General features: G+C 40.7%; 21 protein-coding genes and 4 pseudogenes. 8 read left to right on the forward strand and 17 right to left on the reverse strand.

What is annotated here, in order from left to right; genetic code table 11:
- Nucleotides 1-101: 101 nt before the first annotated feature.
- The gene (locus tag MTN95_RS19190; RefSeq protein WP_105991108.1) at nt 102-551 is read right to left on the reverse strand and encodes a DUF6376 family protein; all 450 of its coding nucleotides are present in this window, start codon (nt 549-551) and stop codon (nt 102-104) included.
- A 435-nt stretch (nt 552-986) separates the two neighbouring features.
- Here MTN95_RS19190 and MTN95_RS19195 point away from each other — a divergent pair, with 435 nt between their 5' ends.
- A complete protein-coding gene (locus tag MTN95_RS19195; RefSeq protein ID WP_059292131.1) occupies nt 987-2,297 on the forward strand; it encodes an MFS transporter in 1,311 nt (436 codons plus the stop codon).
- Between the two features lie 155 nt (nt 2,298-2,452).
- A pseudogene (locus tag MTN95_RS19200) lies at nt 2,453-3,176 on the forward strand (MerR family transcriptional regulator).
- A 33-nt stretch (nt 3,177-3,209) separates the two neighbouring features.
- Here MTN95_RS19200 and MTN95_RS19205 read toward each other — a convergent pair.
- Together MTN95_RS19205 and MTN95_RS19210 are read right to left on the reverse strand one after the other, a co-directional pair.
- Nucleotides 3,210-4,004 carry a hypothetical protein gene (locus MTN95_RS19205; protein ID WP_248339712.1) on the reverse strand — a complete coding sequence of 265 codons (795 nt, stop codon included), beginning with the start codon at nt 4,002-4,004 and terminating at the stop codon, nt 3,210-3,212.
- 107 nt (nt 4,005-4,111) lie between these two features.
- Nucleotides 4,112-4,495 carry a YybH family protein gene (locus MTN95_RS19210; protein ID WP_105954638.1) on the reverse strand — a complete coding sequence of 128 codons (384 nt, stop codon included), beginning with the start codon at nt 4,493-4,495 and terminating at the stop codon, nt 4,112-4,114.
- A 160-nt stretch (nt 4,496-4,655) separates the two neighbouring features.
- Between MTN95_RS19210 and MTN95_RS19215 the strand changes: the two genes are divergently transcribed.
- Nucleotides 4,656-5,504: a pentapeptide repeat-containing protein gene (locus tag MTN95_RS19215; RefSeq protein ID WP_105954639.1), complete on the forward strand. Its 849-nt coding sequence runs from the start codon at nt 4,656-4,658 to the stop codon at nt 5,502-5,504.
- A gap of 79 nt (nt 5,505-5,583) precedes the next feature.
- On the opposite strand, the gene MTN95_RS19220 is transcribed toward MTN95_RS19215, so the two are convergent.
- Complete coding sequence (locus tag MTN95_RS19220; protein ID WP_105991112.1) at nt 5,584-6,783, reverse strand: MFS transporter; 1,200 nt, start codon at nt 6,781-6,783, stop codon at nt 5,584-5,586.
- A gap of 187 nt (nt 6,784-6,970) precedes the next feature.
- Between MTN95_RS19220 and MTN95_RS19225 the strand changes: the two genes are divergently transcribed.
- The 3 genes from MTN95_RS19225 (at nt 6,971) to MTN95_RS19235 (ending at nt 8,869) form a co-directional block, all read left to right on the forward strand.
- The gene (locus MTN95_RS19225) at nt 6,971-7,867 is read left to right on the forward strand and encodes a LysR family transcriptional regulator (protein ID WP_248339713.1); all 897 of its coding nucleotides are present in this window, start codon (nt 6,971-6,973) and stop codon (nt 7,865-7,867) included.
- Nucleotides 7,864-8,307 (forward strand): GNAT family N-acetyltransferase, encoded by a 444-nt coding sequence (locus MTN95_RS19230; protein WP_105991114.1) that lies wholly within the window; start codon nt 7,864-7,866, stop codon nt 8,305-8,307. Before MTN95_RS19225 ends, MTN95_RS19230 begins: the two co-directional genes overlap by 4 nt.
- Nucleotides 8,308-8,389: 82 nt before the next feature.
- Nucleotides 8,390-8,869 carry a DUF2798 domain-containing protein gene (locus MTN95_RS19235; protein WP_248339715.1) on the forward strand — a complete coding sequence of 160 codons (480 nt, stop codon included), beginning with the start codon at nt 8,390-8,392 and terminating at the stop codon, nt 8,867-8,869.
- Nucleotides 8,870-9,071: 202 nt separating this feature from the next.
- On the opposite strand, the gene MTN95_RS19240 is transcribed toward MTN95_RS19235, so the two are convergent.
- On the reverse strand, nt 9,072-9,752 hold the full coding sequence (locus tag MTN95_RS19240) for an ArsR/SmtB family transcription factor (protein WP_095712565.1): 681 nt from the start codon (nt 9,750-9,752) through the stop codon (nt 9,072-9,074).
- Nucleotides 9,753-9,841: 89 nt separating this feature from the next.
- On the opposite strand from MTN95_RS19240, the gene MTN95_RS19245 reads away from it, so the two are divergent.
- Nucleotides 9,842-10,465 (forward strand): flavin reductase family protein, encoded by a 624-nt coding sequence (locus tag MTN95_RS19245; protein WP_227598408.1) that lies wholly within the window; start codon nt 9,842-9,844, stop codon nt 10,463-10,465.
- Nucleotides 10,466-10,564: 99 nt separating this feature from the next.
- Nucleotides 10,565-10,975: a hypothetical protein gene (locus tag MTN95_RS19250; protein ID WP_248339717.1), complete on the forward strand. Its 411-nt coding sequence runs from the start codon at nt 10,565-10,567 to the stop codon at nt 10,973-10,975.
- A gap of 451 nt (nt 10,976-11,426) precedes the next feature.
- Here MTN95_RS19250 and MTN95_RS19255 read toward each other — a convergent pair whose 3' ends face one another.
- From MTN95_RS19255 to MTN95_RS19310, 12 genes and pseudogenes are all read right to left on the reverse strand, one after another.
- A complete protein-coding gene (locus tag MTN95_RS19255) occupies nt 11,427-12,440 on the reverse strand; it encodes an NADP-dependent oxidoreductase (protein ID WP_124058657.1) in 1,014 nt (337 codons plus the stop codon).
- 430 nt (nt 12,441-12,870) lie between these two features.
- Nucleotides 12,871-13,023 (reverse strand): hypothetical protein, encoded by a 153-nt coding sequence (locus MTN95_RS19260; RefSeq protein WP_223203944.1) that lies wholly within the window; start codon nt 13,021-13,023, stop codon nt 12,871-12,873.
- A gap of 15 nt (nt 13,024-13,038) precedes the next feature.
- Nucleotides 13,039-13,788, reverse strand: a complete 750-nt coding sequence (locus MTN95_RS19265; RefSeq protein WP_227598405.1) for an SDR family NAD(P)-dependent oxidoreductase — start codon at nt 13,786-13,788, stop codon at nt 13,039-13,041.
- 312 nt (nt 13,789-14,100) lie between these two features.
- Nucleotides 14,101-14,886: an SDR family NAD(P)-dependent oxidoreductase gene (locus MTN95_RS19270; protein WP_087990794.1), complete on the reverse strand. Its 786-nt coding sequence runs from the start codon at nt 14,884-14,886 to the stop codon at nt 14,101-14,103.
- A gap of 75 nt (nt 14,887-14,961) precedes the next feature.
- A complete protein-coding gene (locus MTN95_RS19275; protein WP_248339719.1) occupies nt 14,962-15,120 on the reverse strand; it encodes a hypothetical protein in 159 nt (52 codons plus the stop codon).
- A gap of 108 nt (nt 15,121-15,228) precedes the next feature.
- On the reverse strand, nt 15,229-16,287 hold the full coding sequence (locus MTN95_RS19280; protein WP_105954648.1) for an alkene reductase: 1,059 nt from the start codon (nt 16,285-16,287) through the stop codon (nt 15,229-15,231).
- A gap of 14 nt (nt 16,288-16,301) precedes the next feature.
- Entirely contained in the window at nt 16,302-17,150 is an 849-nt protein-coding gene (locus MTN95_RS19285; RefSeq protein ID WP_105954649.1) for an alpha/beta fold hydrolase, read from the reverse strand.
- Between the two features lie 110 nt (nt 17,151-17,260).
- Nucleotides 17,261-17,836 carry a TetR/AcrR family transcriptional regulator gene (locus MTN95_RS19290; RefSeq protein WP_105954650.1) on the reverse strand — a complete coding sequence of 192 codons (576 nt, stop codon included), beginning with the start codon at nt 17,834-17,836 and terminating at the stop codon, nt 17,261-17,263.
- 218 nt (nt 17,837-18,054) lie between these two features.
- Nucleotides 18,055-18,218, reverse strand: a pseudogene (locus tag MTN95_RS19295) (tryptophan--tRNA ligase); the annotation flags it as partial.
- Nucleotides 18,219-18,429: 211 nt separating this feature from the next.
- Entirely contained in the window at nt 18,430-19,437 is a 1,008-nt protein-coding gene (locus tag MTN95_RS19300) for an NADP-dependent oxidoreductase (RefSeq protein ID WP_248339721.1), read from the reverse strand.
- A gap of 7 nt (nt 19,438-19,444) precedes the next feature.
- Nucleotides 19,445-19,749, reverse strand: a pseudogene (locus MTN95_RS19305) (NADP-dependent oxidoreductase); the annotation flags it as partial.
- Nucleotides 19,745-19,959 (reverse strand): annotated as a pseudogene (locus tag MTN95_RS19310) (TetR/AcrR family transcriptional regulator); the annotation flags it as partial. The pseudogenes MTN95_RS19310 and MTN95_RS19305, both read right to left, overlap by 5 nt.
- Between the last annotated feature and the right edge of the window lie 400 nt (nt 19,960-20,359).

The raw sequence follows: 20,359 nt of genomic DNA on the forward strand, positions 1-20,359 counted from the left end.
TTTCTTTTATTTTATTACATGAGAATGGATATTTTAAGAAAAAATAAAGGCTGTCGAGATTTTCTCGACAGCCTGAGCATCCCGCTCCGGGATGCTTTTTCTTATTCGCCAAGCTTTTCAATTTGCCCCATCACATCAGTCATTTGCTTAGCGTTTTGGACCAATTCGGATTGCTCCAATTCCTCAAGCGATACCTTTCCTTCTTCCACTTGCTGCAAGACGTCTTCCGCACTTTTTTGCAAAGTTTCGTTATGCTCCTGCAGGGTGTTGTGAAGCTCCGCTGCGGCATCAGGCGGGGTTAATTCATTAAAATCAGCCGCTGCCTTTTGAATGGACTCAAGCTGTGTCTCTAGTTTTTCTTTCGCCTCAGTGTCATTTACAGCTTCCTCAGCCAATGCAGGCGCTTCCTCTGCAAACGTCTTCACCTTTTCCACATAAGCTGACGCTTCATTTGTATAATCCAGCCCTTCATTCACCTGATCCAGTATTCCGCATCCGCCTGCCCCCAAAAGACCCGCGCCGGCCAAAACCGTCAGAACCATTTTCTTCATTGTTTGCCCCCTTATCGTTTCTTCTTCATTTTTTCTTTTAAGATCGGAATCAATTTCTCTTTCGCTAATGGCAGCCCCTTCTTCACCACTTCACGTTTCAGCCATTTCTTCAGCTTAGACATCGTGAATCTCCTCTCCCTTTTTTGATAAAAATGAAAAAACTCCACCGATTTGGTGAAGTTCAGAAACAAAAAGACCTTCACCAAATCAGATTTGGCAAAGGTCTCGCTAACAATCAAATTGCCAGCAAAGCCGAGGACACTTGTCCCGTAATGACGACTTTACTGTGAAAGCTACTCCCCTTTGGAGTGTTCATTTTTATTACTTTCATTCTAAAGCAATGGGCTTTTCCAGTCAAATTCCTGCTGTCCGTTTACATAAAAGAGAGCTGTGGTATTTAAAATTTGAATGGTATTTACATCCGGAGCTCATGCTATGACAGAGGAGGTTTTCATCATGAGTCAAGAGCGCGTGAAACGGCCCGGGCATACCAGATGGTATATATCTTCGTTACTGAGCGGCATTATCATTCTTAATTATTTTGATCGAGTGGCCATTTCTGTAGCTGCCCCGGCGATACAAGATTCGTTTCACCTCACAGCAACTGAACTCGGCATTGTGTTTTCGATTTACACATATTCGTACACACTGATGCAGCTGCCCGTCGGAAGTTTATTGGACAGGTTTGGCGTGGCCTGGGTCACAAGAATCGGAATGACGGTTTGGAGCATTTTAACGATCATTCTCGCTTTTTTACAAGGAAAACTGCTCTTATATGTGTTCCGGTTTCTCATTGGTCTGACAAGCGCATCGGCGTTCCCCGCCGCTTCCAAAGCAACCGCTCTATGGTTTCCGCCAAGCGAACGGGGCCTGGCGAACTCACTGTTTGATTCAGCCGCCAAATTTTCAAACGTAATCGGAGCGCCGCTGGTCGCCTTTCTCGTCACAACCTTTGACTGGCGGGTCGCCTTTTTAACGATCGGATGCATCAATGTGCTGTTTACCATCTTTTTCTGGCAATACTATGAGCAGCCCGAACGGCACAAACGCATTTCCAAAAGCGAATTAAACTATATTCAGAAACACAATACAATCACAACAGAGCAAATCCCTTACAAAACGGGTCCGCTTTTAAAAAAGCTTTTCACTAATCGTAAAGTATGGGGCTTAATGATCGGATTTACGGGGTACGGCTATACATTCAACCTGCTGCTTACATGGCTACCGACTTTCTTTAAGCATACATACGGAATGGATCTCATGTCATCCGGTTTATTCACCGCCGTGCCGTGGCTGATCTCAACCATTTCCGGCATTGTGGTCGGCGGCTGGCTCGTCGATTACCTTATCAAAAAAGGCTATTCCAACACCAAGGTGTACCGAACCGTGATCATTGTAGGGATGAGCTTCGGCTTTTTCTTTTTGGGCTCCATTTTGACGAATAATATCACCGTTGCGATTATCTGCATTTCAATCGGCCTCGCCGGCGTTTCTGCAACGGCTCCGGTCGGCTGGTCCATCTCCGCAGAACTGGCCCCGATTGGCTCCGTTTCCATGCTGAGTTCCATGGTAAACTTGGCAAACAACCTATTCGGAGGCATAATCGCCGCTTCACTCACGGGATATTTGTTTGATGTGACAGGTTCCTTTACGCTCAGCTTCCTGGTTGCCGGTTTTGTATTGCTGCTTGGGCTGATTTTTTACGTATTTGTGCTAGGAGATGTGAAAAGAATTAAGTTGGAGTAAAGAGTGCTTGTGTGCAAGCACTCTTTTCTTTGATCATAAAACAGCTTTCTCGGGGGCTATATCCCATTCTCTCCGGGCAAACATAACATCATTTTTATTCTTGACTCCAACCAAAGGTAAGGCCTCATAGTGATAGAGGAAGGAGGAATTGAGTTGTGAAGGTAACAGTAAAAGAATTGTCGCACATTGCGAACGTGACAATCAAAACGCTTTATCACTACCACAAAATCGGCTTGCTGGTCCCAAAAGAAATCAGCGAAGCCGGATGGCGCCGACGAATTAAAAAGACTGCAGGAAATTCTTTTTTACAAAGAATTAGATATTCCTTTGTCAGAAATAAAAAGGTTATTAGATGAGGATGCTGACAGAACTGGCACATTAGAAAAGCAAAAAAAGCTCTTTGAAAAGAAAATTAAAAAGTACCAGCGCTTTGTTCAAACGGTCAATACGTCTTTAGAATACACAAGAAAAGGTGAGAACATGGATCATAAGGTAATGTTTAAAGGATTTGAAACCGCTGACGAATGGAAACAATCTTTAGCGGAACAAAATGACCATTTAAAAGAGCATTACGATTTTAAAGTAGATACCCACGCTATCAATGTAGATGAAATGAACAAAATGGCGATAGAGGCAAAACATTTTCTTGATGGAATGGCTGATTTTTTAAGAAGCGGCGTGACGTATCATGACCCTGCCGTGCAAGAGCATGTCATGAATCATATTACGTTCCTGACTCAAAACGGACATCCGACAAGCAAAGAAGATTACGTAAAACAAATGCGATTTTTTATGCAGGATGATTTTCATCGAGGAATGTTAGAAGAGCAGCAAACCGGTTTATCTTATTATCTGACCGTCGTTGCAGAACACCTGTAGCGTAAGTCTTTGCCACTAACGCATTCTCTCTACTCAAGTTGCGGCACCGCCAACAATCGATACATTCTGCCGGTCAACGCCAAAATTCCGCCCGTTCCATTTCAATACGGTTTGAACATATCCCAATGAGTCGGCGTTATACCTTCCGGCGATCCGCTGATACGCCAGCAATTCGTATACGCCGTCTCTGTTGAAATCAACCGGATACAAGCCGGATAAAGGATTGACCCAGCCTTCTATCGGCGCTTTTAAAACACCCTGATTCGTATAAATTTCATTCAAATAGTCTCTGCCTTTGTAAGTAAGATCCAGTATATATTGTTCATGCTGGCGTTGACTGACCACGCTCGCTTTATATTGATTTTGATAGCTCACACTGTACTTGAATTCATCATTAAAAGAATCCGAATTGAAAATCTGCCTGAACTGCCGGTTCATATAGGCAAACACATACGCATATATAGAGCCTCCGCTTCCCCCGGTATCGATTACAACAGCCACATCTTCCGTTTGATTGCCTGTCACATCAGCCAGAGAAAGTGACGGATTGTATCCGATATTGTTATGAAGCTGAATTTGCTGTTCCTGATGTGTTTTGCCGTCACGTATCACCAAAGTGATATTTCTCCATAGCGGACTGCCTGACGTTTGATTGCCAGTTAGGAAGACTTCATCAGCGGCTCCATCTCCGGTCACATCACCCCGCGCGGCAGTAATAATGGCGCGCGAGAAACCGGGCTGCCTATAGACATATGGATACTGGTAAAGCGTTGATTCTCCGCCATGATAAACCCAATAAGGTGCCATTCTGCTGTTGTATGGATTCAATTGAATTCACCCTTTCCTATTCACCTTCATGAATCATTATATGCAGGAAAAGTACACAGCAGATCACAAGCAGCCCGTCTTGTTTCAGAATGTCTAAGCACTATAAACTAAATTAAATCCGTACCATATGAATTATCAATTGCACAAAGCCACTCACCTTGCATATTCTTCTTAAACACATAGGTCGCCCTTCTTTCCATCGCATACTCAGAATCCTTTTTATCCGATTCAAGCAGCGTTTGAGAAAGGACCAGAGCAGTGTCGCCTGCTTCCAAAATGACCATTTCCCCTTGCGTCGGCACAAGCTGATGATTGAAATAATTTGCGATCGCAATAAACGCTTTTTTGATTTCTTCTTTACCGCGTGCGATCATGCCAGGCTTCACAACTAAAATGGCATCCTCTGTATAGTAATTCATCAGTGTATCAAAATCTTCGTTCCGGATTGCCACATCACAAGCAGAAATGATCTCTTTAATTTGCTGTTCCAAAAGGTTCCCTCCCCATCGTCACGGTTGGATATATTATACATTGTTTGAGGGGTTGATCATGAAAAAATAAAATGAAAAGTATACCTATTTCCTATATAATGCAAATAGTACGAACAAAACCTATATTTTACAAAGTTCCCGAGTGAAGGGGTGAACGATATTGTCTGTGGAATTCACATTACATGACAATAGACAGCATGAGATAAGCGCAGATTGTCAACATTGTTTTGGCCTGTGCTGTGTTGCCTTGCCTTATGCGAAATCGGCCGATTTTGCTTTTGATAAAGATGGCGGAACGCCTTGCCGCAACTTACAATCAAACTACCAATGTGCCATACATGAAGCTCTTAGAGAAAAAGGATTTCGAGGCTGCTCAGCTTATGAATGCTTTGGCGCCGGTCAAAAGGTATCCCAAATTACTTATGAGGGAAAGGATTGGCGAAACAACCCGGAATCCGCGAAAGAGATGTTTGACGTTTTTCCAATTATGCAGCAGCTGCATGAGATGCTTTGGTATTTACATGAAGCTCTTTCTATAGAGGCAGCCAAGCCGGTTCATCGTGAGTTGCGGGCTTGTTTCGAAAAGACGGACAAACTCACCAGGCTCAGCGCGGAAAACCTGCTGAACCTACATGTGTCCGAGCATAGAGCTGAGGTTAATGAATGGCTGTTAAAAACGAGTGAGCTGGTGCGTGCCCAAGCCCGCAATCAAAAACTCCCGAAAAAAATCAGCCGTGGAAGCGCCCTGATAGGCGCGAAACTGAAAGGGCTTGATCTAAGAGGAGCAAACTTCAGAGGAGCACTGCTCATAGCAGCCGACCTGAGACATTCTGATCTGAGAATGACAGATTTCATCGGCGCTGATCTCAGAGATGCTGATTTAAGCGGAGCTGACCTGACAGGAAGCATTTTTCTAACGCAGGCACAAGTGAACGCTGCAAAAGGCAATCCTCGCACAAAGCTTCCGCCTACTTTAAAGATCCCGGCCCATTGGAACAACAGCCAATAAGAAAAGGACCTGCCAGAGGTCCTTTTTTTGTCACCATCATTTTAATTTACTGCCTGCACCTCAGGACATGTTAAATCAGTCATAGCGCGCTGCCCGACACGTTTTCACTCCTTGCCAGAAATACCGACAGCACGAAGGCAAACAGCAGCATGAACGTGATCATACCGACGACACCCAGCCAATGAAAAGCAGACCAAAACACGCCGCCGACTGTTCCGCAAATACTTGAACCTGCGTAATAAAAGAACAAATACAGCGATGAGGCCTGCGCCTTGTTATGCAGGGCTCTCCGTCCAACCCAGCTGCTGGCGACTGAATGCCCTCCAAAGAAACCAAAGGTAAAAAGGGCAATCCCCAGAATTTTTACTGCTAATATGCCGTTTAACGTTAATAATGCACCTGTGATCACGATAAAAATATTCATCATCAGTATTTTATGATAACCGTATTGATCGACCATTCTTCCAATAAAAGACGAGCTGAAAATCCCGACAATCATCACAATAAATATCCAGCTGACAATTGCTTTGTTAAAGGAATACGGCGGCGCTAACAGCACATACGCAATGTAGTTGAACAATGCAACATTGCTTCCGAGAAGCAAAAAGCCAATGAAGAACAAGCTTAACAGTTTTCGGTCCTTCAAGTGGCTGATTAAAGACATTCCCAACTGCCCGATCTCAAGTTTTCTCGGCGTAAAATGGGTCGATTGAGGCAAATTCATAAAAAATATCATACTCGCTATCAAACTAATCACACCAATTGACCCCATCGCTATATGCCAAGTAAAGTACTCACTCAAGAGCCCTGAAACAATCCTTCCAAAAACGGCGCCGATCGCGTTTCCGCTGATATACAGCCCCATCGCCGACCCAAGGCTTCCGGGTTCAATTTCTTCTCCAAGATAAGCCATCGCAATCGAAGGGAGGCCAGCGAGCGCAATCCCTTGAATGGTTCTCAATACGAGCAGCGTATGAAAATTCGGGCTGAAGGCCGACGCCAGACAGAGAACGGATGCGGCCAGCATGGATACAGCCATAATTGGCTTACGTCCCCATACCTCTGACAACGAACCGAAAACAAGCATGCTGACAGCTAAGAGCATTGTTGTAGCAGATAAAGAAAGACTCGCTGTTGTAGGGGTCACATGAAACTCCCGCGTAAATTCCTCCATAAGCGGCTGTACACAATACAGAATGGCAAATGTATTAAAACCTGCAGCAAAGAAAGCAAACGTAATTTTACGAAAAACCGGTGTGCCTTTTTGAATGTATGTCATCGGGACTTTATCTGCCCCTCACCATTTTGTTGAAGACTGCACTCCATAAACACCCATCCTTTATTTCTTGCGATTTCAAACATCCTCGAGTCTGTTTATACATTTATCTTAGCACCGTTGATATATGTTGTATAATGCATATAAAATATCGTTTTCATGCTTATATGTAATAAAGGAGGGATGATAATTGGAATGGGAACAACTTGAATATTTTCAAACACTGGCCCGGATGCAGCACGTCACGAAAGCCGCAAAAAGCCTCTCCATCACACAGCCTGCGCTTTCACGCTCTATCGCCAGGCTGGAAAATCATTTGGGCGTCCCGCTATTTGACAGGCAAGGACGTTCGATTAAACTAAACAAATACGGAGAAATATTTTTAAGACGCGTTCATGCCATGATGAAGGAATATACCGAAGGGAAAGAAGAAATCCAGGCTTTGTTGCAGCCTGACCAAGGCGAAGTGTCTCTCGGTTTTTTACATACATTAGGAACAACGCTGGTTCCCGATTTAATCGGCAGCTTTCAGCAGAAATATCCCGACATTACCTTCCAGCTGAAGCAAAACCATTCATATTGGCTGCTTGAACGATTAAAATCCGGAGATCTGGATCTCTGTCTCCTTGCCTCCATCAAGCCTGAAAAGCTGATCCGATGGATACAATTATGGAGCGAAGAACTGTTTGTATTTGTGCCAAACAACCATCCGTTATCTCATCGCGAAAGCATTGCCCTGACTGAAGTCGCGGATGAGCGTTTCATTTTATTGAAAAAAGGATATGCGCTTCGCATGACGGTTGATGAATTGTTTGAGAAAGCGGACATTCAACCGAACATTATGTTTGAGGGTGAAGAAGCAGCCACCGCGGCAGGTTTTGTGGCAGCCGGTCTTGGCATATCCATTCTGCCCGATCTTAAAGGGTTAGACCAAAGCAAAATCACAAAGATTCGGGTCAGCTGGCCGGAATGTCAGCGCGTCATAGGAATCGCCTGGATAGAAGGCAGATTTTTATCCCCGGTGGCAGAGACCTTTAAACAGTATGTCATCAGCCATTTTTCTGATAAAGAGGAGGATCAATCATGAATGTGAAGAGAATAACGACAGAACATGATTTACATACAGCGTTTGACATCAGAAAGACAGTATTTGTTGAGGAACAAGGCTGTCCAGTTTCCGACGAGTTCGATGAGTTCGATACACTCCATGGGGATTGCCAGCACATTCTGGTTTACCATGAACAACAGCCGGTCGGCACAGCGCGTGTGCGTATCGTTGATCACGCGGGCAAACTGGAGAGAATCTGTATTCTGAAGCCCTATCGAAAATTCGGGTTGGGGAAAGTGATTGTCAATGAGTTAGAACGTATTGTAAAAGAAAAAAACATTTATACATGTAAACTGCACGGTCAGACACAGGCAGCAGGCTTTTATGAAAAGCTCGGCTATCAGACAGCATCAGAGGAATTTTTATTGGATGGCATTCCGCATGTGCTGATGACAAAAGAAGACGATTCCGGCCAATAAATTGTTCACAAATTTGTCACTTATGAGCATGATTGATTCATTGGTATACTAATCACCGATTATTGAGAGAAGGATTGATTGTATGCCAGCAAATAAAAAAGAAGGCCTTATCTTTGGCGTGATGATGTGCTTTGGGATGGTCTGCGTCATGTCGATTTACAATGCAGTGATCAACGGAGCCATTCGTAATTTTTCATGGGTTACAGCTTTTGAGATGATCATTGGATTTATTGTAGCGTTACTGTTAGATTTACTTTTAGTCGGGCCGCTCGCAAGAAAAATGACATTCAAAATGCCGTTCGACAAGTCTAAGAAATTATATATGGTTCTTGCCATGTCGACTTGTATGGTGGTTGGTATGGTACTTTGTATGTCTGTTTTCGGATTAATCACGGCAGCTTTATCGAATGGACTTAACGAGAACAGCATATTCAGCGCTTACCTTATGATCGTTCTGAAAAACTTTATCTTAGCCTACCCATTACAATTATTAATAATGGGCCCTTTAGTTCGGGGCATTTTCGTAAAGTTTGTAAAACCCAAGGTTTCAGCCGCAGTTTGATGGATGACTAATATGAAAAGGAGTGAGCGTACCAACTCCTCCTTTTCCAACATCCTGTCTATTCACCGGACATCCCAACGAGTGACTCCTGTCCAGATTCACGAAACGAATGTAAAACAAGTTCAGCAAAAGCCTCTGCCGCCGGCAATTTCCATTTTTTTATTGTTTGAGCCCCTCAAAGGTAAAATTTTCTATTCGCATCTTAGATACTTAATTTAAAGTATTTCTCAAAAGCAGCTTTTCCGCTTTGTGTAACCTTAATAGCTCTAGTTTTAGGCATACGCACAATCCATTGCAGTTCTAGCATCCTGTCTAATAATGCATGTCCCAAAGCACCTGCTAAATGATGCTGCCGCTCGCTCCAATCTAAACAGCAAAGCGCAAAAGCTCTCCTCTTATTTCTTTGTTTTTCTTCGTCGACTCCAAAATCCTTTAAAAACAAAGAGCCTTCTGAAGTGACCTCAAAGTGTAAATCCGTTTTTCGTAAGAAGCCCTGCTCGACTAATGAATGTGTCACTTGCACGCCGATATAACCAGCCAGATGATCATAACAGGTACGGGCAAAGTGTAAATCACTTTTTTCTTTTGAATCATTGAAAGACTTCACTTTTGAATCAGGCGAAATACTGAGCAATTGTTCGATCACTTTTGCGGCATCGGCGCTAGCCAATTTATAATACCGATGTCTTCCATGCTTCTCTACACTGATGAGCTGTGCTTCAAGTAATTTTTGCAGGTGAAAGCTCGCAGTTTGAGGCTTGATTTTAGCGAAATATGCAAGCTCTCCAGCAGGGTGTATTCTTCCATCCATAAGGCTCAAAAGAATAGAAGAACGCGTGGGGTCAGATAGTAACGAAGCAACCTTTGCAATATTAGGATTCATCATTCTCCTCCTTACATTCATATTTCGATGATAGTTGAAATGTTAAACCTTTACAATATGAATAAATAATGATGAGGAGGCATTAAGCGTTGAACAGTGAAAAACAAGACACCCTTCATTTTAAAGAAATCAAACCAAACATTATGTACTATGGCACGTCAACATTCCTTCTTTCCACTTTGAATGAAGATGGAACCACCAATATTAGTCCGATGTCTTCCTCTTGGGCGCTTGGAAACTATATTGTTCTGGGAGTAGGACTAGGAGGAAAAGCTATTGAAAATATAAAGAGACACAAAGAATGTGTCATTAACTTGCCCAGCCCCGATTTATGGAAAAACGTTGAAAAAATTTCGTCTTTTAGCGGAAAAAAGAATATCCCGCCTTTGAAGAAACAGCTCGGGTTTACTTACAAAAAAGAGAAATACGAAGCGGCAGGGTTAACACCTTTACCATCAATGACAGTAGCACCAACAAGAATTAAAGAGTGCCCTATCCAAATAGAAGCAGAAGTGAAACATATTCGGATACCAGATTACGAACCATCATTTGCGATTGTGGAAACACAAGCTTTACATTTTCATGCCGAGGAAAAGATCATATTGAACGACAACCACATTGACCCTTCAAAATGGAGTCCGCTTATTTATAATTTCAGACACTATTTTGGTTTAGGAAAAGAAATAGGAAAAACCTTTCGTTCGGAAACATGACTCAATAAACCTTTTAATGGGAAATTGCGTATTATACCCCTTCTATGTTTCAATGGAAATCGTTAGTAACAGCTTAAAATAAAAACGGAGATATTGAAAATGATAATTTTAAATACGAGATTTAAACGTTTATTGAGATTAAGAGATTTTGAATTCTTTCAAGTAGAATTAAACGATGATGAGAGATGTGCTTTTTTATTATACGTTGATGAAAGACTGCCAGATTCTGAAGAAGGTAACAATATTAATGTTTATTTGATTTCTCACTTTGAGCTACCTGATTCATCATATCAAGCTGTGCTGCGTTTTAATCATGATCTATTGGGTATGAAACATAATTGTTCATATGTAATGGACACTTTAACTGTTACAGAGGAATTTGATTTCGATTTCCCATTTGATATGCTAGCTATTCGTGAATATGTTCAAGAATTATTGTCCACTTTAAAAATTGACAAAAACCTTCCTGAATGTAAAGAAACAGATTTCAATTATTTATCTCAAGAATAGTAGATGAAATATAAACGTTTAAGGTTTTAATTTGTCTTTTACTAATAGTTGTTTGTCTGGGGATAGTTTTAAATTTTCTCAGTGTTGTAATTTCGATCTTATCTATCACTCTATCGAATAATTTGATCATGTGATCAAAACAGCAGATTCCTGAAGAAGTCTGCTGTTTTTGTTATGTTAAATTTCTCAGTAGTGGCTACGTGTAATAACGTGTCATTAGTGATATGTCTGTTAGAGTAAGCAGCTGTCTCAATTTCATTCCAACATTTTTGAAATGGTAGTTCTCCATGTCTTACCATTACTGAGACAGGACTCCGGCTTGCTGAAGTTTTTCTATGATCTGACCTGGCTTTTTATCTTTTCCATTTCTTAATCAGCAGAACTCGCGGTTTGTTTCAAAATCCTTTACATAAATGATCTCAACTTTTTGACTGCTTTCCTCATATTCCCCTTAAAATTGAATAATCACTTTCCCTTTTGGTCGTCCATTTGCGACCAGTTCTAGCGCTTCATTTACGTTGTCTATGGTAAATCGTGTTGGATGAATTGCTGGAACAATGTTGTTTTCTTCAATGATTTTTGTAATCTCTTTAAGTTGTGCGCCATCAGAACGAACGAAAATAAAATGGTATTCCACGTTTTGTTTCTTAGCTTTGCGGTCATAATTTGCACCAGCAAGGGAAAATAACATTTGTTTCCATAGCGGGAAATTTTGGTGTTTCCCGAAACGTTTATTTGGTCCTGTACGGAGAGAGAGCAATCTTCCGCCCGGTTTGATGATACTCAATTCACTGTCAAATTCTTTAGGTCCCAGTGTATCAATCACGTAATCCACATTCGACAACAAGTCAACATAGTTTTCTATTTTATAATCCAAATATTGGTCTGCACCCATTTCCAAAGTGCGTTCGCGCGCTTCTGAGCTGCCACTAACAATGACATGTAGGCCCATTGCCTTTGCGATTGGTACAGCCATTTGACCAAAGCTGCCTGATCCACCTGGAATGAAGACAGATTTACCTGACTGTGCCTCAAGTTCTTCATGCAGACCTTGATACGCTGTGAGTCCAGCCAGTGGTGCAGCAGCGGCTTCCACGTAAGACAAATTTTTTGGCATGGGTGCAATTGCGGCAGCATCAATTGCGGCATATTCCGCAAAAGCACCAATTTTTTCGAGGGGGAGACGTGTATAGATGGCATCTCCTACGTGAAATTCCGTCACATTTTTTCCGACTTTTTCGATAACTCCTGTCAATTCATTACCAAGCGTTAATGGGAATTCATAATCTTGAATCAGTTTCACGCTGCCTGTAATAATTAACATTTCGAGTGGATTGACTGCCGCAGCTTTGACCTTTACCAAGACTTCGTTTTCATCGATTTCTGGAATTGGAATGTCATTGACTTTGGCATGGATATTTTTTGAATACTTGGTGATCTGAGCTGCTTTCATGAGTGTTTTCATTTTTTCATTAGCATCCTTCCTTGAGATTATTACAGCCGATGTTCCCGCACTCAATCGGTGGAACAGATGTTAGAGTTCATCAGCCCATAGCGTCCGAATGCAGTATACGTCTGCCAGTGTAACGCAATTCATGCGTCAAGCATTTTTCAGTTGTATGCCATTTTTAAGCATTACTGTCCATTTTGTAGGTTCAATTTAAAAACTACTTTTTATTCCCTCTTTTTCGTCACAAAAATAGAGAGTCACTTCCCAGTCCCAAACTGTTTGTGGAACCTTGATATTTGCCATAAGTTATACCTATCCTTTCTGAGATTCTAATTCTTTCACGTAGGATAATCCGTATAACCCTTGCTTTCCGGCACCAAAGAATATTGCAGGGTCTGCTTCGTTCAATGGAGCACCTTCTTTAAGCCGTTCTACTAAATCTGAATTAACTAATGACCATGCACCGACTGGTACCATCAGGAGGTTGTGTACCTTCACTAATAAGTAATCCTATAGATGCTCTTTGAGCATAATAAAGGGAACTTAGTTCTCCTGATGTACCATCTTCTTGCGCTCTGCTACGTGTCATTGGTGCCATCGCCAAACGATTATGTTACCATACTAGTATTGGATAGATCGGCTTTCTCAAATTGAATTCATAGTTTTCATCTACAACCCCCACCACTTCATCTTTGTCATAAACCTCCATCATAAAACCTGCCATTTGCTTAGCTGTGTGGTACTTAGGGAGATTTGCTTTGTAATCAAACTCTTTCATTTCATTTGCATGTTTTGCGAATTCTGTTTCCGTCATTGCTGGTGCTAAAACTTTTGCCTTCATTTTCGCACCTTTCAGTTCAAGTTCTTTTGCAAGCCCTTCGGTAAAGGCACTAACATAATATTTAGAAGCAGAATAAGCAACACTGCCAACAGCAATTACATATCCAAGTGCTGAGGATACGTTAATTAATTGAGTTCCCTCTACATCAGCATAATCTCTTACAAATAGTGTAGAAAGGATTGTCAAGGATTCTATGTTAACGCGTAACATGGTTTCTACTTTATCTAAATTCTGATCTACGACAGAAGAGGTTTCACCAAGACCAGCATTATTAATCCAAGTCTCAATTTGATACTCCTTTAAACTGTTATACAGTGTATATGCCTGATCTGTGACAGATAGGTCACTTGTACGAATAATAACATCTAAATCAGGATTTAGATTCTGAATGGTTGATTTAAGTTCTTCTAATTTATCTAATCTTCTAGCTACAATAATTAAGTTTTTGCCGCGAGCAGCAAATGCTAATGCTGTCTCGTATCCTATACCTGAGCTTGCTCCTGTAATAACTGTGTACTTCATATGATTCTCTCCTTAAAAATATTTCAGATTGGTATTAATTAATTCAAATAACAATATTTAATAATATATGTTTTGCTAATACTCGTATTCCTACGAGTGAATTATGAATAAATTGAGAAAGCCCTTTATATCATAGTGTTTAGAAATTTCTCCTTGTTCTTGACCATGTTTCAGGAGATCAAATAAGAAGGTTTCCGTCTTTATAAAAGTCTCTGTAACTTTTTTAGTAAACGATTTATTCCATTGCGAGATCTTGGCTAGATGACAGATCATAATCAACTGCCACTCCACTTCTGGTCACCCTCAATTAGGTCAATGCCCTGTTCTTTGCTGTGTGGATCTGACCATACGGGTCACCATTTTGCGCGGCATCAACCGTGGAAGGAATGCCATGAACCGGTTTCGAGCCCCTGGCATTATGAACGTCTTGCCGCGTAAGAAGCCTCGGTACCCTTCCTCAGCCACCTGCCCGGCCTCCATGATAGCACCACTCTGGAACAACTTCGATTCACCAATACCCGAACGATCAACGAAGCCGGTTGACGTCAGTCCCGGACATAGTGCCGTCACAGTCACCCCTGTACCGCTCAGTTCGTTCTCCAAAGCCTCGGTGAACGACAGCACGTACGCCTTCGTTGCGTAGTAAACCGACATCATAGGTCCCGGGAAGAAAGCCACCAACGAAGCCACATTCATCACGCCTCCTTGGCCCCGTTTGACCATATCCGGCAAGAACAGTTTCGTCATAACAGTCAGAGCCTTGATATTGACGTCAATCATATTCGTCTCTTGTTCTAACTGCGTCTCCAAGAACGTTCCGTACAAACCGAAGCCGGCATTATTGACAAGATAGTCGACGACGATCCCCTTCTCCTTGAGCTCCGCAAAAATCTCTTCCGGCACGCCGGGTGACGCCACATCCTTGGCGATGACCGTCGCTTGACTGCCATATCTTTTCCGATATTCCTTCGCGAGCTCCAAAAGCTTACCCTCGCTACGCGCCACCAGCACCAAATTATATCCTCCCTTGGCGAAACGATCCGCCAACTCTTTGCCAATCCCACCCGATACCCCGGTGATAAGAACAGTTTTTTTCATTTTACAGCACACCTCCATTTTTAGTTTAATTAAACCTTTAAAACGTTTTACAGCGTTTCTTACTGCGCGTTGTTACTATGAATGTGGGTTATCCATAATTCGAATTTTTGTATCAAGAGGATTTATACTTGCCGCATATATCTCAACTAAGACCTCGTCATTATTTATTTTAGGCTTAGGGAAATCTAAAAAATTTGGTTTTTTACCGTAGTTTTCAATCGCTAAAGCTTTCATTACAATCTTCCACATTTTTATTTAACGCACATGTATCTTTTCATAACGAACCTAAGAAAAAAGAATATGAATATCCCTTCCCTAGATGGGATATTCATATTAAATAAATTATTTTAAGAAAGGATAATCTGTATAACCTTCTTTTCCTCCTGCATAGAGCGTGTTTTGATCGGGTTCGTTTAGGGGAGCACCTGATTGAATCCGTTCTGCAAAGTCTGGATTTGCTAGTACCCAAGTGCCTACTGTGACAACATCTGCAAGATTATTATCTACATCAGACGAAAGCTGATCTAGAGGACGACCTGGACGGTTAACAAGAAGTGCTTGATCCCATAGTTGACGCACATCTTTTAGAAATTGCTCGTTTCCAAAGTGCATTAAATGCAGGTATGCAAGGTTAAGCTTATTTAATTCACTTATTAAATAGCGATACATCTCAAGGCTATTTTCCCCCTCATCAATGCCTTGCAGTGTTCCTTGAGGAGAAAAACGGATGCCTGTTCTTTCTGCTCCTATTTCATCAACAACTGCTTTAGCTACTTCAATAGCGAATCGAGAACGCCCCTCAATCGTACCACCGTATGCATCTTGACGATGATTGGAGTTTTCACTAAGGAATTGTTGGATCAGATAACCATTCGCTCCGTGAATTTCAACTCCGTCTGCACCAGCTTCAATTGCTGAACGTGCTGCTAAACGAAACTCATTGATAACATCTTTTATCTCAAGCTCACTCAATTCTCTTGGTGTTGGAATTTCTTTCATTCCTTCTGCCGTGAAAATTTCTACACCAGGTGCAATAGCTGACGGTGCAACTGCTTGGCGATGGTGAGGTGTGTTATCAGGGTGTGATACACGTCCCACATGCATAAGCTGAATAAAAATATGACCGCCTTCACTATGAACTTTAGAAGTTACTTTTTTCCACCCTCTAATATGATTTTCTGTATAAATACCAGGTGTATTCGTGTAACCTTGCCCATCATCTGAAGGTTGGGTTCCTTCGCTTATAATTAAACCGACTGAAGCACGCTGACCATAGTACTCTGCTACTAAATCGCTCGGCGTACCATCTGGTAAAGCTCTATTTCTAGTCATCGGAGCCATACCTATACGATTTTTTAAGTCAATGTTTCCAATACGAACTTTTTCAAATAATCTGCTCATATGAATACTCCTTTTTAATAAGAATTAGAATCAAGAAATAAATTTACGTGTTCTGCAAATAGTTCTGGAAATTGAAACAGATGCCCGTGACCAGAATCAGGATATATAATCAGCTGTGCTTTGGGTAATTTCTCTGCTAAGATGTAACTGTTTTTAGTCGGTACCATTACATCATTAACACCATTAGTAACAAGTACAGGGTGTTTGATGTTTTGTAACCATTCATAATCATGATTAGATTTTTGCTTAGCCCATTTTGCAATGGCTTGTAATTGTGCCTCTTTTACTTGTTCTGAACTGTTTACTTTTTTCTGATTAAAAATTCTTTGTAGTGAAGCCATTCCTGCAGATTTACTTGTTTCGGTTTGTGCGTAGAAAAAGAACATAAAATCATTTATTCCATCTTCTTCCGTTCCGCCGTGACGATTCATTCTTTCAAAAATCTCTGGATTTGGATTAATACCAGATTCAGGCGAAGTACCTGCCATAATAATTTTTCTTACTAAATCTCCTTCTTGTAAAGCTAGCTCTTGTGCAACCATACCACCAATGGAAAAACCAAGAATGTCAACTTGTTCTAATCCAAGAGCTTTTATAAATGTTGCTGTATCTTTTGCCATATCAGCAATTGTAGTAGGCGTTAGTCCATCTGTCTCACCAACCCCTTTATTGTCAAATAAGATTACTGGGCGTTTATTTGCAATAGGTTCAAGCATGTCTGGATCCCAGTTTTCCATCGTTCCTCTAAAGTGAACAAGAAATACTAGTGGTATACCATCTTGTGTACCAAATTTTCTATATGCGTAACGAGTTCCATCTGCTTCAATAAATTCTGATTCTGATGGTATTTTAAAGTTTGTCATTTTTGTGTTCCTCCTTAGAAATTAAAAAACGATTTTATAAGGATGCATTATGATGGTTTGTTTCATGCTGATTTTAGAATGAACGTTCTAAATAGGGTAAAAAAAGAAAGCTAGTCCAACACTGAAAGTGCTAGAGTAATGATGCCTTCTAATTCTTTTTTACTGTAATTAGTTTTTATTAGTACTCTTATACCTACCAAATTGTTGTGTAAGAAACGAGATATGTTATCAGAATCGATTTCTTTTGATATCTCTCCACTAGTTTGGCCCCGTTTTAAAAGGTTATTAAACATATCTTCCGTACGGTTAAACATTTTTGTAACTATGCGTCCAATTTCTTTGTCCAACAAAGATAATTCAATGGCTGCATTTACTGATAGACAACCTTTTGGGTATTGTTCAATGGAATTCAGTACGAAAATAAAAACATCACGTATCGCCTGTTTAATAGATGAAGTGCTGCTAATTATGCTTTCCATCTCATTGACGATGAGCTCTTCATAGTGATTAAGGGAAGCTAAAAACAATGAACGCTTGTCACCAAATGTGTCATATATACTCCTGCGGTGTATCCCCATATGATTTACCAAATCTTGCATGGATGTTTTTTCATAACCCTGTTCCCAGAAAAGCTCCATTGCTTTTCTTAAAACTGCTTTTTCGTCAAACTCTTTACTTCTAGCCATTTTTTTTCTCCTTAAAAAAATCAATGAACCAATACTAACAAAAACAAACGTCATAATCCATTGTAGAATGAACATTCTATAATGAACACATGAATTTCAAACCATGATTAAATCATACCCTTTTTAGAACGATAAGTAAAGAATTATAAATTTAATCATCAATATATTTGCTCCACATGTTGAATTTGGTCTTTTCCAACGGGAACAAAATCTGACTAAAACAGGAGAGCATCAGCAGCCATTAAAATGAGATAGTATATAACCTCATGTTCACACTGGCATCCACATCTAATCCTTCTTCTTTGTTCTTGTCTACTTTTGCTTTGTATGCATGAGCCCTATTCATTAAACCTTTCGGTGTTATAGAAGATAAAATCCAACTGGTCAACCGACTTCACTTGACGGACATCCGCAGAGCAATGCCGATTAAATTAAGGTTATCTTTGATTGCTTGGTCAATGTTTTACTTCGAGCGACTAGTGACAATCGCCGTGTTGCTCATTTCAAGAAACTTTTCGCATATGCATAGCCTATACCTGACGTCCCGCCCATCACTAAAATAGTTCGATTTGTCAATTTTATGTTGTTGTTTCTCACTCTTGTATAATCAGAAGAATCTTTCCTTGAGCTTTCCCTTTTGCGATTTTGGCAATAGCTTCGTTCACTTGCCGAAAAGCAAATGTCGAATCAATGGTTGGTTTGATGCCCGCTTCATCAATCCAATGGGTGATGTTTTTTAGTTGTTTGCCATTTGGCTGAACATATAAGAAATCATATGTTTTCCGTTGAAGATGTGCCGCTATATCAAACGGCATGCCGATCATACCGAAAAGAAGCCTCTGCAACGTTGAAAATCCGCCATGCTGAATTGCAAAACGTGCATTTGGACCAGCATTCAATGACAATAATTTTCCGCCAGGTTTTAAAATACGTAATTCATTCCTGAACTCACTTGCACCACGAGTATCAATCACGTAATCGAAATCTTTCAGCACCTCAACATAATCTTGCTTCTGATAGTCGATGAACTGGTCAGCACCAATGGATAGCGCTAAATGACGAGCTGATTCACTACCACTGACAGCTACAAAAAGCTTCTTTGATTTCGCAAACGGAATGGCAATCTGCCCAAATCCGCCTGTTCCACCAGGAATGAACAGTTTTGCGCCAGGTTTCACGTTCAGTACATCGAATGCTTGAACAACTGTCAGAGCCGATAATGGAATGGCAGCCCCTTCTTCAAAAGTAAGATGTTTTGGCATTTTCGCAACGATATTTGCATCAGCCACAACATATTCTGCAAAGGCACCCATTGTATCTAGTGGCATTAACGCATATACTCTGTCGCCCTTATTAAAGTCTGTCACCGCTTCACCAACCGATTCAATCACACCTGAAAGTTCAATTCCGAGTGTCAACGGGAAATCATAGTGGTCAAAAACGCGCACCTTTCCAGTAATCGCTAATATAAGATGTGGGTCAACGCCCGCCACATTTGTTTTGATTAACACTTGATGTTTGTTTATTCTTGGAATAGGAACATCGTTGATGTGGGCTTCTAGCTTTTTCGAGTAGCTGTGTATTTGGACTGCTTTCATCATGTCCCCCTTAAAAATTAATAATCACTTTCCTTTTTGATCGCCCGTTTGCTACTAGTTCTAGCACTTCATTTACGTTGTCTATGGAAATAGTGTTGGATAAATCTCTGGAACAATGTTGTTTTCTTCAATGATTTTGGTAATCTTTTTAAGTTTGTGTGCCGTCCGAACGAAGATAAAATGATATTTCAGGTCGTGTTTCTTGGCTTTGTGGTCATACTTTGCGCCGGCAAGGGAAAATAGCTTTTGTTTCCACAATGGAAAATTTCTGTCTTTTCCGAAACGTTTATTTGATCCTGTACGGAGAGACAAATAATTTTCGTATAGCCTGCTTAACGTTACATCTGTTTTCACCTCATTCTTCATTCTCACTTCCATTACTTCTACAAAGTGACTTAAAGCTCTCATAAATAAAGTATGTTTATCACCAAAAGTATCATAGATACTTCTGCGGTGAACCCCCATATAGTTCACTAAATCTTGCATGGATGTTTTTTCATAACCCTGTTCCCAGAAAAGCTCCATTTTTCATCCATCAAATTCTTTATTTCTAGCCATGTAATCCCACCATATAACGTACCATCTATTAACACTGATAAAGTACTGAGAATCATTGATGCACTAGGGCACAATAACTTTATATCATTCATCTCTCCCTATTCTTAAATAATTAAAGAACGATCATTCTCATTTGAGAAGAAAAACAGTTAGACCTAACATGTTTTAAGTATATCAAATTTGAGAACGATCGGTAAAGAATTTAGAATTCATCCTGTGTTTTATATATTTTAAGGCCAAGTGCAAAAACTTTAAAATGGGCTAGTTGTACTATTACCTGAATTGTAACGAATATCACTCCTTCTTATTTCTGCTCAAATCAGTTCTGTAACCGCCATGCTCTTGGTGCCATGTTTGTTAGAATAAC

The organism is Bacillus sp. 2CMS4F (genome assembly GCF_023161785.1).
Classification (GTDB): Bacteria; Bacillota; Bacilli; order Bacillales; family Bacillaceae; genus Bacillus; species Bacillus halotolerans.